The organism is Absicoccus porci (genome assembly GCF_003725415.1).
GTDB lineage: Bacteria > Bacillota_I > Bacilli_A > Erysipelotrichales > Erysipelotrichaceae > Absicoccus > Absicoccus porci.
This window is the reverse complement of the sequence record NZ_RJQC01000002.1, coordinates 196,921-211,742: the sequence shown is the minus strand read 5'-3', so window position 1 is coordinate 211,742 and position 14,822 is coordinate 196,921. Positions and strand designations below refer to the sequence as shown.

General features: G+C 40.3%; 12 protein-coding genes. 5 read left to right on the top strand and 7 right to left on the bottom strand.

Annotation, left to right across the window (positions count from 1 at the left end):
* Positions 1 to 79: 79 nt before the first annotated feature.
* Genes EDX97_RS05775 through EDX97_RS05755 form a run of 5 tightly spaced genes read right to left on the bottom strand, consistent with a single transcriptional unit; the run spans position 80 to position 5,105 of the window.
* Positions 80 to 1,489 (bottom strand): oxaloacetate decarboxylase subunit alpha, encoded by a 1,410-nt coding sequence (locus EDX97_RS05775; RefSeq protein ID WP_128520231.1) that lies wholly within the window; start codon positions 1,487 to 1,489, stop codon positions 80 to 82.
* A gap of 18 nt (positions 1,490 to 1,507) precedes the next feature.
* Positions 1,508 to 2,653, bottom strand: coding sequence for a sodium ion-translocating decarboxylase subunit beta (locus EDX97_RS05770; RefSeq protein WP_128520230.1), 1,146 nt, complete (start codon positions 2,651 to 2,653; stop codon positions 1,508 to 1,510).
* 15 nt (positions 2,654 to 2,668) lie between these two features.
* Positions 2,669 to 3,016, bottom strand: a complete 348-nt coding sequence (locus EDX97_RS05765; protein WP_128520229.1) for a biotin/lipoyl-containing protein — start codon at positions 3,014 to 3,016, stop codon at positions 2,669 to 2,671.
* Positions 3,017 to 3,031: 15 nt separating this feature from the next.
* Entirely contained in the window at positions 3,032 to 3,742 is a 711-nt protein-coding gene (locus EDX97_RS05760) for an OadG family protein (RefSeq protein ID WP_128520228.1), read from the bottom strand.
* A gap of 19 nt (positions 3,743 to 3,761) precedes the next feature.
* Positions 3,762 to 5,105, bottom strand: a complete 1,344-nt coding sequence (locus tag EDX97_RS05755; RefSeq protein WP_128520227.1) for a carboxyl transferase domain-containing protein — start codon at positions 5,103 to 5,105, stop codon at positions 3,762 to 3,764.
* Positions 5,106 to 5,311: 206 nt separating this feature from the next.
* On the opposite strand from EDX97_RS05755, the gene EDX97_RS05750 reads away from it, so the two are divergent.
* The 5 genes from EDX97_RS05750 to EDX97_RS05725 all read left to right on the top strand — a co-directional run bounded on the left by EDX97_RS05750 (position 5,312) and on the right by EDX97_RS05725 (position 10,817).
* Positions 5,312 to 6,046 (top strand): TVP38/TMEM64 family protein, encoded by a 735-nt coding sequence (locus EDX97_RS05750; protein ID WP_183164282.1) that lies wholly within the window; start codon positions 5,312 to 5,314, stop codon positions 6,044 to 6,046.
* Positions 6,047 to 6,148: 102 nt separating this feature from the next.
* A complete protein-coding gene (locus EDX97_RS05745) occupies positions 6,149 to 7,519 on the top strand; it encodes an MATE family efflux transporter (RefSeq protein WP_128520225.1) in 1,371 nt (456 codons plus the stop codon).
* A gap of 9 nt (positions 7,520 to 7,528) precedes the next feature.
* A complete protein-coding gene (locus EDX97_RS05740; protein ID WP_128520224.1) occupies positions 7,529 to 8,113 on the top strand; it encodes a cytidylate kinase-like family protein in 585 nt (194 codons plus the stop codon).
* Between the two features lie 113 nt (positions 8,114 to 8,226).
* Positions 8,227 to 10,359: an amino acid adenylation domain-containing protein gene (locus tag EDX97_RS05730; protein ID WP_221175895.1), complete on the top strand. Its 2,133-nt coding sequence runs from the start codon at positions 8,227 to 8,229 to the stop codon at positions 10,357 to 10,359.
* Positions 10,359 to 10,817: a GNAT family N-acetyltransferase gene (locus EDX97_RS05725; protein ID WP_128520223.1), complete on the top strand. Its 459-nt coding sequence runs from the start codon at positions 10,359 to 10,361 to the stop codon at positions 10,815 to 10,817. Before EDX97_RS05730 ends, EDX97_RS05725 begins: the two co-directional genes overlap by 1 nt.
* Positions 10,818 to 10,846: 29 nt before the next feature.
* Here the strand turns inward: EDX97_RS05725 and EDX97_RS05720 are convergent, their stop codons facing one another.
* Both EDX97_RS05720 and EDX97_RS05715 read right to left on the bottom strand, forming a co-directional pair.
* Positions 10,847 to 13,324 (bottom strand): excinuclease ABC subunit UvrA, encoded by a 2,478-nt coding sequence (locus EDX97_RS05720; RefSeq protein ID WP_128520222.1) that lies wholly within the window; start codon positions 13,322 to 13,324, stop codon positions 10,847 to 10,849.
* 31 nt (positions 13,325 to 13,355) lie between these two features.
* Positions 13,356 to 14,699, bottom strand: a complete 1,344-nt coding sequence (locus EDX97_RS05715; RefSeq protein ID WP_128520221.1) for an MATE family efflux transporter — start codon at positions 14,697 to 14,699, stop codon at positions 13,356 to 13,358.
* Between the last annotated feature and the right edge of the window lie 123 nt (positions 14,700 to 14,822).

The window sequence follows — 14,822 nt, the reverse complement described above, 5'->3', positions numbered from 1 at the left end:
AGTTGTTCCAAGGGTTGAAAGAAAGATATAAATTTATCAAAGTATCTAAAAAAGAACTGCAACGATATCGTTACAGTCCCTATACAGGATATGCTTTATTGGTCAAATCTGCCTTATTTAGATCTAGTTTTGTTTGTTGGGCCAATCGATATTTAAAGAATTCCATCGCCACATCGGGGAATAAGGCATAGGACAAGACATCTTCTGGTTGTTGCTTCCAGTCTTTGACTGCCTTTTCAAAACCAGGCATTTGTGGTGGAATCAAATCGGCTGGACGACAAGTAATCCGTTTTTCATTGCCAATGATCTTCTTTACTACTTCTGGATTCATTGGACGAATGGTCTTGCCATATTTACCACGAACAAGATCTTTTGTTTGTTCGGTGGAAACTTGGTATCGTTTACCAAACAAAACATTCATGACCGCTTGAGTACCAATGATTTGTGAACTTGGGGTAACTAATGGCGGTTCTCCCAAATCTTTTCTTACACGAGGTACTTCTTCTAATACTTCGGTTAATTGGTCTTCGGCATTTTGACTTTGTAGCTGACTGATCAAATTCGACAACATACCACCAGGAATCTGATACGTCAACGTACGAATATTGACATTGAGCACTTTTGGATTCAATAGACCATTTTGAATGCATTCTTCCCGATACGGCGCAAAGTAATCATTGATTTCTTTTAATTTAGCAAGATCTAGTCTTGTATCAGCCTTTGTTTTGGAAAGTGTTGCCACCATGACTTCTGTCGGTGGTTGAGAAGTTCCTAATGCGAAAGGAGATATGGCACAATCAATGATATCTACACCCGCTTCAATTGCTTTTAAGTAAGCCATCGGAGCAACACCGGAAGTACAATGCGAATGCAATTCAATCGGTAAATTAGTAGCTTTTTTTAAATTTTTGACCAATTCATACGCTTTATAAGGCAGCAACAAACCGGCCATATCCTTGATACAAATCGAATCGGCGCCCATACGTTCAATCTTTTTAGCAATATGCATCCAATATTCATCGGTATAGGCATCACCAATGGTATACACCAAAGCCACCTGTGCTTGGGCACCCGCTTTTTTCGTTGCCTGCAAAGCGGTTTTGATATTGCGCAGATCATTCAAACAATCAAAGATACGAATGATATCAATACCATTTTCTACGGACTTTTGAATGAAAGCCTCGACTGTATCATCGGCATAGTGATTATATCCCAAGAGATTTTGACCTCGTAACAACATCATCAATTTGGTGTGTTTAAAACCAGCTCGTAACTTACGAAGCCGTTCCCAAGGATCTTCTTTTAAGAAACGAAGACAAGCATCAAATGTAGCACCGCCCCAACATTCCACCGCATAGTAACCAACTTGATCCATGGTTTCAATGATAGGTAGCATTTCACTGGTCGGCATACGTGTCGCAATTAATGATTGTTGGGCATCCCGCAATATCGTTTCGGTAATTCTAACCGGTTTTTCTCGTTTTGACATATTCTCTGCTCCCTTCTATTAACTGATTCCAAAGACAGCCATGAAGACACCAGCCACAATAGCCGTACCAATGACACCGGCTACATTGGGTCCCATCGCATGCATCAATAAGAAATTGGTAGGATCGGCTTCTGAACCGACTTTTTGTGAAACACGAGCAGCCATAGGCACAGCCGATACACCCGCCGAACCAATCAATGGATTGATCTTACCATGACTCAAAACTTTCATGAGTTGACCAAATAAGACACCGGCTGCTGTACCAAAGGCAAAGGCAATCAAGCCTAAAGCGACGATTTTTAAGGTCGTCACGTTTAAGAAGGATTCTGCACTGGTCGTTGCACCAACGGAAGTACCTAATAAAATAACAACAATATACATCAACGCATTGGATGCGGTTTCGGTTAATTGCCGGACAACACCCGATTCTTTAAATAAATTACCAAGCATCAACATACCAATTAATGGAGCTGTTGAAGGAAGAATCAAACAAACAACGATCGTAACCACGATAGGGAATAAGATCTTTTCTCGTTTGGATACCGGACGTAATTGTTCCATCTTGATCTTACGATCTTCTTCACTAGTCAATAACTTCATGATGGGTGGTTGAATGATCGGAACCAAGGACATATAGGAATAAGCAGCTACCGCAATGGGACCCAATAAACTGGTTTGTCCCAATTTAGCAGCAAGGAACAAGGATGTTGGACCATCAGCACCACCAATAATGGAAATGGCAGCACCTTGTGCTCCATTAAAACCTAACGCAATGGCTCCAAAGTAGGCAGCAAAGATACCAAATTGAGCGGCTGCCCCCAACAAAAAGGTTTTCGGATTGGCAATCAAAGGTCCAAAATCTGTGGTGGCACCGACACCTAAGAAAATCAACGAAGGTAAAATGGACCAAGAATCCAATTGGAAAAAATACCACAATAGGCCACCAGCACTACCTTCAGTTGGTGCTTTGATGATGTCTGGATAAATATTGACCAACAACATGCCAAAACTGATGGGGACAAGTAATAAAGGTTCGAAACCTTTCACAATGGCAAGATACAAGAGAACAAGAGCCACAACGATCATTAAAATATTTCCCCAAGAAATATTGAATAAAGCAGTTTGCTGGATTAAATTACTTAATGTGTTTGTGATATAGCTCATAAAATGACCTCTATCCTATTTTAACGTGGCTAATAACGCACCAGATTCAATGTTATCGCCGGCTGCACAATCAATGGAAGCAACGACTCCATCTTGCGGAGCCACAACGGAAATTTCCATTTTCATGGCTTCAATAATGATAACGGCATCGCCTTTTTTTACTCCTTGTCCAACGGAAGCGACGATTTTGTATACTTTTCCGGCTGTACCTGATTTGATGGGAATCGAACCAGCGCCTGTACTTTTCTTTGGTGGAACAGCCATGACAGCGGTGGATGGAGCCGGCGTAGCCGATCCACTTTCTTTTTCTTCAACGGTTACATCGTAAGCGACACCGTTGACTGTGATCGTATATTCTTTCATTTCAATTCCTTCTTCCTATTGCTTTCTATGAATCGATCGAACAATAAAGCCATCGGTCGATGTTTCTTCCCGACTCGCAGCAATCGCTGCGGTAATCACAGCTACGAGTTGTAGATCATCCATTTCATTTTCATTGGTTTGTTCAGAAACAGTGGCAGGGACTTCTTGTTTCCCAATCATTTTTCCCATTAACCAAACGACAAACCATAAGAACAGTAAGATGGTAAAGGTCGTGCCCATGCCAATCACCATGTTCTTTGCAGCTTGTCCCATTAATTCACTACGACTATAATCAACCGTTGTACTTAAACCAAGGATGGCATTGTCATCGGGATTGATAGTCAACATCTCATCGGCATTATGTTTGCTTCCCTTCATCGTAATTGTGATAACATAGTCGTTATCTTTATTTTTGGTGATGGAAGTAAAATGAATCGCATCCGGAATCCCATTTTGATCTTTATCGGTTTTTAGATCCATTCGACCTATATCGCTTCGTGCATGATTGTAGCTTTCTATCGCGTTTTGGATGACCGAGCTATCATCCTTGATCGAAGTATTTGTTTGATAGTGGTTTTCTAGTTTTTCCACATATTGTACGGCCATTTGATAATAGGATGCTTTTTTGGTGCCATCTAGTTTGACTTCATCCGAAGTGGTTGAAGAACTGCATCCACTCAAGATAAAGGCAAATAGCAAGAAAATCGAAAATATTATTTTTCTCATGATCGATCCTCTCTTTTTACTAAATAGTTGGGTGTTTGCGTTGAAAATTCTTTCGTTTACTGTATAGAACTTCTAACGCACCAATTAAGTGACGTCGCAAATCGATAGGTTCGATGATTTGATCGATATAGCCTCTTTCACAAGCCATTTCAATACTATTCTGTAAAGAATCATAGGATTTTGTGACTTCCGAAAGATCGTCATCTTTGTCAGCAACGATCTTGGCTGCTAGATCCGCTGCCATCATACCAAGCTTGGCATCGGGAAAAGCCATCGTAAAATCAGCTTGGGGATTCATGACAGCATAGGCGGAACCCATGGCTTCTTGAATGATGACATTGATTTTTGGACAAGTGGCATCCGCAAAGGCTTCCGTTAATTCTGCAGCAGCTAGTGCAATCGTATCTTCTTCCGCAAGATTTGTTGCAAAACTATTCACATTTGTCAAAGTGATGATTGGTAAATCAAACGCATCCGCAAAGCGTACCAAACGCGTGGCTTTGCGACAACCATTGCTTGTTAAGGATGAATCATTATTCGCAATAATGGCTGTGGTATGACCGCCCAGTCGCAATAAACCTGTGATCATATCTTTGGCATAGGCTTGTTTGGTTTCTAAAAATACATGCGAATCGGCTAAATCTTGGCAAATCAATTTTGGATCAATATCGGTGTTTTCACTGGACCGATTCAAGTCATCCATATCGGCCAGAATGCGATGATCTTCATTATTGGCTGGTAATACAGCCATTAATTTATGAATTTCATCAATGATTTCTGTTTCATCACCGACAAAATCAACATTGCCAGAGGTGGCTTTGGCTTGAGCCAGTGAAGTATCATTGTTTGTTTCGACATTTCCCGTTAAGGCATTGGGCGAATTAACAAATAATTCCGCATCTTTGGCCATAAAAGTAAAGTCACTAAGACTAGGAATCAAAGCGAGGCCACCGCCGCATTTTCCATAGACAACGCTCATCTGGGGAATGAGCCCGGAAGCTTTTGACATGATTTGATAGATGCCAGCAAATGCATGCAAGGCATCGGTGCCTTCTTCTAAACGAAGGCCAATGGAATCTAAGAGTCCCAGGATGGGTGCACCGGTAGAAATCGCCAACTTATATAAAGCAATAATTTTTTTAGCGTGCATCTCACCAATGCTGCCACCTAAAACAGATGGATCTTGTGCATAAATATAGATGAGATGATTATCAATCAGACCGTATCCGGTAACGACACCATCGGAAGGAGCTTTTTTCGCACCGGGATTGAAATCCGTCGATCGGGCAGTTACCCTTGCCCCTAATTCAACAAAACTGTTTGGATCAAGGAGGGATGAGATTCTATCTTTTGCGTTTTTCATTTTTTCCTCCTATACATTTAAGCATATTTACGTACTCTATCAGTATAACACAAGCTCTGAAAGTGGTTGTTATGACTTTTGAAAGATGCGTTTAAAAAAAAGACGTTAAGAAACGAATTTCTTAACGCCTTTGTTTCTTCAATGATAAAACATTTATCAAAAGAAAGCAATTGATTCCATACCAACTATTTGATACCATGCAACATATGAAAAGGACAAAAAAGATCCTCGTAACAATAGAAATTATCTGCATTGTGTTGGCTGGTCTTTTTGTGTTGCATCTATTGCTGCAACATTCTCCCAAGATCGTACAATATATCGAAAAAAATGACATTGTCGGTTTAACAGCTTATATTCGTGGAAAAGGACGTATTGGCGAATATGTATTGATCATCCTCCAAGTCTTGGAAACAATATCGATCGTTCTTCCGGCATTACCGATTTATATAACCGCCGGTATCGTCTATGGAAGAATAAAAGGGATTTTGATTTGCTACATCACCAATATTATTATCAATGCTTGTATGTTTCTGTGGGCTCGAAAAAGAAATATGGATCTTTCTAAGAATATCAACTATGGACGCAATCCCAAAGTAGAAGAATTGATGAAACAAGTGAAAGATCCCAAACGAGTTGTTTTGTATATGTGTTTATTACCTGTGGTTCCCAATGGAACGATTCCATTTATTGCCGCTGGAACAACTGTGACTTTTGGCGGCTTTTTACGCTCTTTAGCGATGGGTTGTTTGCCATCGATTGCATTAGATGTGGTTTGTGGCGATGCCTTCTTAACGGTAAATTGGCATATCTTCTTGCCAATCATCATTGTTCTTGCTATCTTGGCAGCTTTGATTTTTAAATTCCGGAAACAGATCATGACCAAATTAGAACCACGTGTACGATCAAAAAAAGTTGACTTTTTTGAAAATAAAATGGTATAAAATACGCGTACCGAAAGTGGCGTAAGCGTAAATCTAGATACAAATATGTATCAGGTTACGTGAAGCGCCACTTTTTTTGTTTTTAGAAAGAAGGTAGATTTGATGAGTGAAACAAACACAATACAATCAGGAAACAAAATGGGGATACAACCCGTTCGAAAATTGATCCTGACCATGGGTATTCCGATGATTTGTTCCATGGTGGTACAAGCTTTATACAATATCATTGATAGTTATTTTGTATCGCAAATCCCTAAGATTGCCGATCAGGCCATGAATGCTTTGACTTTGGCTTTTCCCATTCAAATGTTGATGGTTGCCGTTGGTGTTGGTACTGGTGTCGGTGTCAATGCATTGATTAGTCGATTCTTAGGACAAAAAGAGTTTGAAACCGTGAATAAGACAACGGGCAATGCGATATTTTTAGGAATTTGTACCTATATTGTCTTTTTCTTGTTTGGTATTTTTGGATTGAATGCTTATTTACGATCCCAATCCTCCAATGCATTGGTCTTACATTTGGGTACGCAATATTTATCCATTTGTGTCTTCCTTTCATTTGGCGTGATCTTAAGTATGGTATATGAAAAGTTGCTTCAATCCACAGGCAAGACCTTACAAACCACAGTTGCTCAGTTGGCTGGAGCACTCACTAATATTTTCTTGGATCCCGTTTTGATTTTTGGTTGGTTTGGCCTTCCAGTCATGGGAATTAGTGGAGCGGCTTATGCAACGGTCATTGGTCAAATGGTCACCTTGGCATTGAATATGTTCTTCCATTATTTTTATAATCCAGAAATCAAAAATGGAGTTCGTTATTTAAAACCACAAAAAGATATTATTCTTCATATTTACCAAATTGGTATTCCAGCCATCATTCTCCAAGCGTTGATGTCCTTTATGACCTATGGTGTCAATATTATTTTAGCCGGTATTTCTGAAAATTATGTCACTGCGTATGGTGTGTATTATAAAATCCAACAATTTGCGTTCTTTGCGGGCTTTGGTTTAAATAACGCATTGATTCCATTGGTTGCCTATAACTATGGAAAAGGCGATAAACAACGGGTTAGAGATAGTATCAAATATGGTACGTTGGATACTGTGATTTTATTGGGTATCTGTATGATCGTTATGGAAATCTTTGCGAATCCATTGGCTAGTATTTTTGCACTATCACCCGAAATCATTGCGATTTGTGTGCAAGCCATGAAGATCATTGTGACAGGATTCTTATTTGCGGGTGTCAATATTGCCCTGCAAGGTATTTTCCAAGCATTAGGAAAAGGAATGTATTCTTTGATTGTTTCTTTGATTCGTATGGTGTTGGTTGATCTTCCTTTGGCTTGGTTATTTATTCGTTTTGCGAGTGATCCATCTTTGACCTTCTGGGCTTTCCCAATTGCGGAATTGTGTGGTGCCATCGTGGCATGGTTGATGTATCGCAGTGTGAAAAAAGAAATTGGATTGTAGGAGGATAGTATGAAACGTATAATCACAATTAGTCGTGAATTTGGCAGTGGTGGACGTACCATTGCGAAACAAGTCGCCGAAAACTTAGGCTATGCCTATTATGATAAAGAACTCATTGAAGAAATTGCCATGGAAACGGGCTTTTCGAAAGACTATATCGAAAAACGTGGGGAATATGCATCGGGAACGAATATTTTTAGTTATGCCTTTATTGGTCGATCACCCAATGGGTCTTCGATTGAAGATCAATTGTGGGCTAAGCAACAAGAAATTATTTTACATCTAGCCGAAAAGGGAAATTGTGTAATCGTTGGTCGTAGTGCAGATTATATTTTAAGAAATCATACAGATTGTTTAAATGTGTTTATTCATGCATCCACCGAGAAAAAAGTAAAACGCATTGTTGAGGTGTATGGAGAAACCGATGTAGCACCAGAAAAACGTTTGCGAGATAAAGATAAAAAACGCGCAGCGAATTATAGATACTATACCGATCGACATTGGGGCCAAGCCAAAAATTATCATTTGTGTTTAGACAGTGGTGAATTTGGTTTGGATGGATGCACCAAAATTATTTGTGAATTAGCAAAATAGGAAAGAGCCGGATCCAAAAGGATTGGGCTTTTTTTAGTCAATACACAAAAATTGTACGCTTGTGATTCAAAAATAAATGTGTTAATGTACCACAATATATAGAGGAAAATCAAATGGAAACATTTCAAATCAATGAAAGAAAAGTCAGCGTATATCCAGGTTTAGAAGGTAGTCCCATCGTTTACTTACATAGCTTTATGGATAATGGAAATGCATTCCATCATATTTTAAAAACAAGCTGTCCTGATCATACCTTAGTGGTAATCAGTCATCTGCATTGGGATGATGATATGACACCATGGTATTGTCCACCTTTGTCAAGTGAAGATACACCTTGTCATGGGAAAGCGGATGCATGGCTACAAACACTCACAGATGAAATTATGCCTAGAGTAGAAGGCCAACTTACCGAAAAGCCAGCCTATCGAGTCTTGACAGGATATTCGTTAGCTGGACTGTTTGCAATCTATGCTTTGTATCATACAGATTTATTTCAACGTGCAGGCAGTATGTCTGGTTCTTTATGGTTTCCGGATTTTGTAGAATATATTCAACACCACAACATGGTCAAACAACCAGATTGTCTGTATTTTTCATTGGGAGATAAAGAAGCGAAGACGCAACATCCGTTATTGAAAACCGTACAAGAAAACACAGAAACGATCGTCAGATACTATCAAGAAAAGGGAATCGAAACTCACTTTGAATTAAATCCAGGAAATCATTATCAAGAAGCTGCACAAAGAACGATCAAAGGCATACATTGGCTTCTTTCTTGGGAGGATAAAATGAATCAAACAATATATGATTTATTCACACAAGTTGTGAAAGAAAATAAGGATCGGATCGCCATCATCGAAGAACATCGACAATTGACATTTGAACAATTACTAGAATTAACAGATCAAATTGCGAATACCTTTCCTAAAGATGTCCAAACGGTTGGTATTGTGATGGATCATCGAGCTGAAATGATTGCCACCATGTTGGCAACCCTAAAATGTGGAGCTTGCTATGTACCAGCTGAACCTACGTTTCCAACTGGTCGCATTCAGTACATGATGGAAGAAGCGGATGTGGACTTTATCGTAACGGAAAAGGCATACACATCCAAGTTGGATGGTTTTCCAACTTGTTTCGTTGATGATCAATACAAACAATCACAGAATACACAGGCCCAACCCAGTTCACCTGCCTATGTTTTATATACATCGGGAACAACAGGAAAACCCAAAGGCGTATGTGTGACCAATCAAAATGTTTGTCACTATGTACAAGCTTTTGCGAATGAATTTCATCCTACCAACCAGGATATCATGTTGCAGTATTCGGTTTGTTCCTTTGATATTTTTGTGGAAGAAGTATTTGCGAGCTTATTAAATGGGGTAGCTATTGCGATTCCATCGCCAGAAGTTAAAACAAATATACAATCTTTGATGCAGTTTGTAGAAAAATATGACATTACGATGATCAGTGGTTTTCCATATTTGTTTGCGGATATGAATCGACTGGAAGAAATTCCGCATTCCTTACGTTTATTGATTAGTGGAGGCGATGTCCTTCGAGCTTCCTATGTGGATCATCTATTGGATCAAGCTGATGTTTATAATACCTATGGTCCATCGGAAACGACGGTTTGTGCTTCGTATTATCACTGCAACACCGGACACTCATTATCGGATGGTACCTATCCGGTTGGTCATGCAGTGAAAGGTGTAACTATTCGAATTTTGGATAAACAGGGCCAAGAAGTGAAACCAGGCGAAACCGGTGAAATTTGTATTTATGGAAATGGCGTTTCCAATGGTTATATTGGTAATCATGATGAAGAAAATCGAATGTTTGTTTCATTAGAAGATGGATCGAAAATGTATCATAGTGGGGATCTTGGGTATATTTTACCCGATGGTAACATTGCCTTTTTACATCGCAAAGATTCGCAAATCATGATTTATGGTAAACGCGTTGAAGTCAAAGAAGTGGAGTCTTGTTTGTATAAATGTGCACATATCCAACAAGCCGTAGTCCAAGCTAATACCGATGAGCATGGCCTTTCCTATATGACGGCTTATATCGTTGGTGAGCCCGAACTCAAAGTATCAGATCTGAAAAAGGAATTAGCTCAAAACCTAACTTCTTTTATGATTCCTGAATTCTTTGTCAAAATGAAGGAAATTCCTTTAAATGCCAATGGCAAACCAGATATCAATCAATTGCCGATCGTCATGAAAGAAGGAAGATTCTAATGGATATCCTCATTCAACCAGCCACCATCCAGGATCTCGATTTATTAATGGATTGGCGCATGGAAGTTCTTCATGAAGTGTTCCATCTACCAAAAGATGTCGATTTATCCGAATTAACAAGTGAAAACCGCAAGTATTATCAAGAAATGTTGCCCACTCATCAACACATCGCATGTTTTGCCAAGTGGCAGGATGATATCGTAGGATGTGGTGGTATCTGCATTCAAAAAGAAATGCCCTCTCCAGATAATCCCAATGGATTGTGTGGCTATATCATGAATATTTATACGCGGAAACCATATCGTCAACAGGGCATTGGTCAAAGAATCGTGGATTGGTTAATCAAACAAGCCAAAGAAATGCATGTTCAAAAAATCTATTTGGAAGCTTCCGTCGATGGCAAGCCTTTGTATCAAAAGATGGGCTTCCATGATATGGAAGATTATATGAAGCTATAAGAAAACGACTGGACATCCAGCCGTTTTTTTTACAGATACTTTCCTGTGATACTCTTTTTGGTGTTTTTGATATCATCTACCGTACCGGTTGCGATAATGGTACCACCATCGATACCACCACCAGGTCCCATATCCACAATATAATCCGCATTATGGATCACATCGAGATCATGTTCAATGACGATGACGGTGGCACCTTGTTCGATGAGGGTTTGAAAGACTTGAAGCAACGTTTGAACATCGAGTGGATGTAAACCAATGGTTGGTTCATCAAACACAAAGAGTGAATTGGTTTGTGGACGTCGCATTTCACTGGCTAGTTTTAAGCGTTGCGCTTCACCACCTGATAAGCCCGGCGTTTGTTCGGCCAAGGTCAGATAGCCAAGTCCAAGATCATGTAAAACTTGTAGGCGTTTTTCGACTATCTTTAATCCCGTACAAGCATCTAAGGCTTGATCGACACTCATGGCCATGATTTCGGGTAACGTATACGATTTCCCTTTTGTGTTGGTCCAATGAATATGATTGGCTTGTTCGTTATAGCGCGTACCATGACAATCCGGACAAGTGATTTCGACATCGGGTAAAAATTGAACATCTAAACTAATGGTTCCTGTGCCATCACAAGTAGGACACCGTAATTTACCCGTATTGTAGGAAAACGCACCTGGCTTTAATTGTTGATCTTTGGCTTCGTCTGTTTTCGAAAAGACTTTTCGAAGTTCATTGTGTACATTGGCATAGGTTGCCACCGTCGATCGGACATTGATGCCAATCGGAGTGGCATCAATCAGCTTCACTTGTTCGATGCCATCACACTCTAATGTAAGAACCGGATTGGGTAAGGGTTGATGATCTATCTGTGCTTGTAGAGCAGGAATCAGACTTTCTAGGATCATTGTGGTTTTTCCGGAACCAGAAACACCCGTAACCACGGATAAGCGACCTTTTGGGAATCGGACATCCAATGGTTTGACCGTATGAATAGGACCTGTTGTCATATGGATCGAACCCAAAGCAAATATATCGGAAATAACAGGACGTATGCGTTTGGCATCTTGCGCTAAGAAAGGACCTATGATCGAAGAAGGATTTTTTTCAATATCTGAAATGGTGCCTTGAGTCAAAAGAGTACCGCCATTGGCACCGGCTTGGAGACCTAATTCAATCATCCAATCGGCATGTTTTAAAATATGGGTATCATGATCGACCAAGATGACGGAATTGCCATCCGCAATCAAATCATCCATCACACCGGATAGCCCTTCGATATTGGCTGGATGTAGTCCAATGGATGGTTCATCCAAAACATATAAGACACCGGTCGTACGATTACGGACAGCCCGTGCCAATTGCATGCGTTGTCTTTCTCCAGTGGAAAGAGTCGAAGCTGCTCGGTCTAACGTAAGATAGCCCAATCCTAAATCCAACAATCGTTTGGCCACATGTAAAAACGAATCACAAATACTTTGGGCCATGGGTTTCATTTCTTCAGACAAAGAATCTGGCACAGTTTGTACCCATTGGACCAATTCATGGAGGGTCATTTCACAAGCTTGATCTAAGGAAATGCCACGTAAAAGAGAAGAACGTGCAGTTTTCGAAAGACGTGTACCATGACAATCGGGACAAATCTCGGTCTTCAAAAACTTTTCGACGCGTTTCATCCCTTTTTCGTCTTTTACTTTGGATAAGGCGTTTTCGACCGTGTAGGTGGCATTAAAATAGGTGAAGTCCATATCACCAGCGGCACCACTGGTTTTATTTTGATAAATGATATTTTTCTTTACGGCGGGTCCATGAAAAACAATATCTTTTTCTTTGGGCGTGAGATCTTTAAAAGGAACATCGGTTCGTACACCCATTTCGCGAGCAATGTCTTTCATCAAAGACCACATCAATGTTTGCCAAGGAAGGACAGCGCCTTCATCAATGGTTAGATCTTCATTGGGAACCAGAGTACTTTCATCAACAGTTTGTACCCATCCTGTACCTTGACAGGTAGGACAAGCACCATGACTATTAAAAGCTAAATCTTCCGCAGATGGACCACGAAAATGGGCACCACAAACAGGACAGACGATTTCTTTTTCGGCCGCTACAGATAATGTAGGCTTTACATAATGACCATTGGGACAACGATGTGAACCCAAACGAGAGAACATCAAACGTAAACTATTTAAGAGTTCAGTAGCTGTTCCAAACGTGCTTCGTACACCAGGTACACTGGGGCGTTGATGTAAGGCCAAAGCCGCAGGAATATAACGAATTTCATCCACTTCGGCTTTTTCGGCTTGCGTCAGGCGTCTTCGTGTATAGGTGGATAAAGCTTCTAAATAACGTCTGGATCCTTCGGCATAGAGAACGCCCAAGGCCAATGAAGATTTACCCGAACCAGATACTCCAGCAATAGCCGTGATTTGATGAAGGGGAATATCCACATCGATATTTTTTAAGTTATGGACGCGGGCACCACGTACTTGAATATGAGTTGGTTGTTTATGCATACCCAAAGAGTAGTGAAAAAGAAGGGTATCGTCAAGTACGGGATTCTTTTAACTTTGTTTGCATATGATGAAAGACAATCAAACAAAGAACGATTTGAATGATGGTCGAACAAGGGGTTGCCAAACCAATATGAAATAAGGAAACTGGTCTTTGATGACTCATAACATACGGAACGGGAATACGAACGCAGAAAGCACCAATAATTCCTTGCACCATAACGAATACGGTTTGGCCAACACCGTTATAGAAACCAACAAAACAGAACAAGAAGCAAGTAAGCAAACAATCAATGGCATAGGCTTCTAAGTAGTCGGCACCGGCTTTTATGACCATGGGATTGGTTGTAAAGATACCGGCCATATTGCTGCGAAAATGAAAGGTTAGAAAGCTCATCAATATACCAAATACAAGGGAAAGCACAATGCCGGAGTATAGCGTTTTATTGGCGCGATCGATTTTATGGGCACCTACATTTTGAGCAACAAAAGCCGACATGGATTGCATGAAGGCACTGGGAATCAACATAATAAAGGCACAAACTTTTTCAGCAATACCAACGCCTGCAGAAGCCGTTACGCCTAAAGCGTTCACGAACATTAAAATGGCAATGAAGCTAAGACTCACTAAGAAGTCTTGTCGGGCGATGGGAAAGCCTACTCGGATGATGCGGTGCAAAGATTCTTTATGAATTTGTAAGTGCATTTCAAAAGGAAGATTCATCTTACGAATAATTTGGATGGAAAGCAGGACACTGCTCAATTGAGAAATCACCGTAGCGATAGCAGCGCTTTGGACACCCAAATGTAAAAGGGCAACTAAAATCAAATCGCCAATGATGTTACAAACACAAGCAATCATTACGGTCCATAATGGGGTCTTGGAATCGCCTAGACCACGAAAGATACTACTGATAAGATTATAGGCAATGATGATCAAAGAGCCCAGACCACAAATGCGTAAATAGCCAACGGTTTGATGAAAGGCTGCTTTGGGCACATTCAATAAGGAAGCAATGGGAGATGCGAATACGAACATACAGATTGTTAAAATTACACCAAGAATGCCAAATAAAACGATACCGGTACCAATGGTTTGATTGACTTTTTCGGTTTGTTTCGCACCTAATTGTTGACCAATGGTGACAGTGATGCCCATGGCAAAACTGACAATGACATTGGTGATGGTTTGTAGAACTTGGGATCCAGTGGATACCCCAGAAATATCGGCAGCTGTGGCAAAGCGACCAACCACCAACAAATCGACCGCTCCATACATGGCTTGTAAGAATAGGTCAAGAATGACGGGTAACATAAATTTCAATAAGGGTTTCACGATTGGACCCGTCGTGAAAGAATTTTTTACAGTTGTATCCATGATGTCCTCCTTAAAATAAAAAAAGCTGAACAAGATACAGGTATTTCAACCTGTCATCTTGTCCAGCGATAAAGATGCACAATTGTGTCTTATAACGCCCTCCGATGAGCAACTAGATTCTAG

Bases quoted from the DNA above. Each gene is read 5' to 3' on its own strand.
- EDX97_RS05720 (WP_128520222.1), bottom strand. From the start codon at position 13,324: ATGCATAAACAACCAACTCATATTCAAGTACGTGGTGCCCGCGTCCAT.
- EDX97_RS05760 (WP_128520228.1), bottom strand. From the start codon at position 3,742: ATGAGAAAAATAATATTTTCGATTTTCTTGCTATTTGCCTTTATCTTG.
- EDX97_RS05725 (WP_128520223.1), top strand. From the start codon at position 10,359: ATGGATATCCTCATTCAACCAGCCACCATCCAGGATCTCGATTTATTA.
- EDX97_RS05745 (WP_128520225.1), top strand. From the start codon at position 6,149: ATGAGTGAAACAAACACAATACAATCAGGAAACAAAATGGGGATACAA.
- EDX97_RS05750 (WP_183164282.1), top strand. From the start codon at position 5,312: ATGAAAAGGACAAAAAAGATCCTCGTAACAATAGAAATTATCTGCATT.
- EDX97_RS05740 (WP_128520224.1), top strand. From the start codon at position 7,529: ATGAAACGTATAATCACAATTAGTCGTGAATTTGGCAGTGGTGGACGT.
- EDX97_RS05715 (WP_128520221.1), bottom strand. From the start codon at position 14,699: ATGGATACAACTGTAAAAAATTCTTTCACGACGGGTCCAATCGTGAAA.
- EDX97_RS05770 (WP_128520230.1), bottom strand. From the start codon at position 2,653: ATGAGCTATATCACAAACACATTAAGTAATTTAATCCAGCAAACTGCT.
- EDX97_RS05765 (WP_128520229.1), bottom strand. From the start codon at position 3,016: ATGAAAGAATATACGATCACAGTCAACGGTGTCGCTTACGATGTAACC.
- EDX97_RS05730 (WP_221175895.1), top strand. From the start codon at position 8,227: ATGGAAACATTTCAAATCAATGAAAGAAAAGTCAGCGTATATCCAGGT.
- EDX97_RS05775 (WP_128520231.1), bottom strand. From the start codon at position 1,489: ATGTCAAAACGAGAAAAACCGGTTAGAATTACCGAAACGATATTGCGG.
- EDX97_RS05755 (WP_128520227.1), bottom strand. From the start codon at position 5,105: ATGAAAAACGCAAAAGATAGAATCTCATCCCTCCTTGATCCAAACAGT.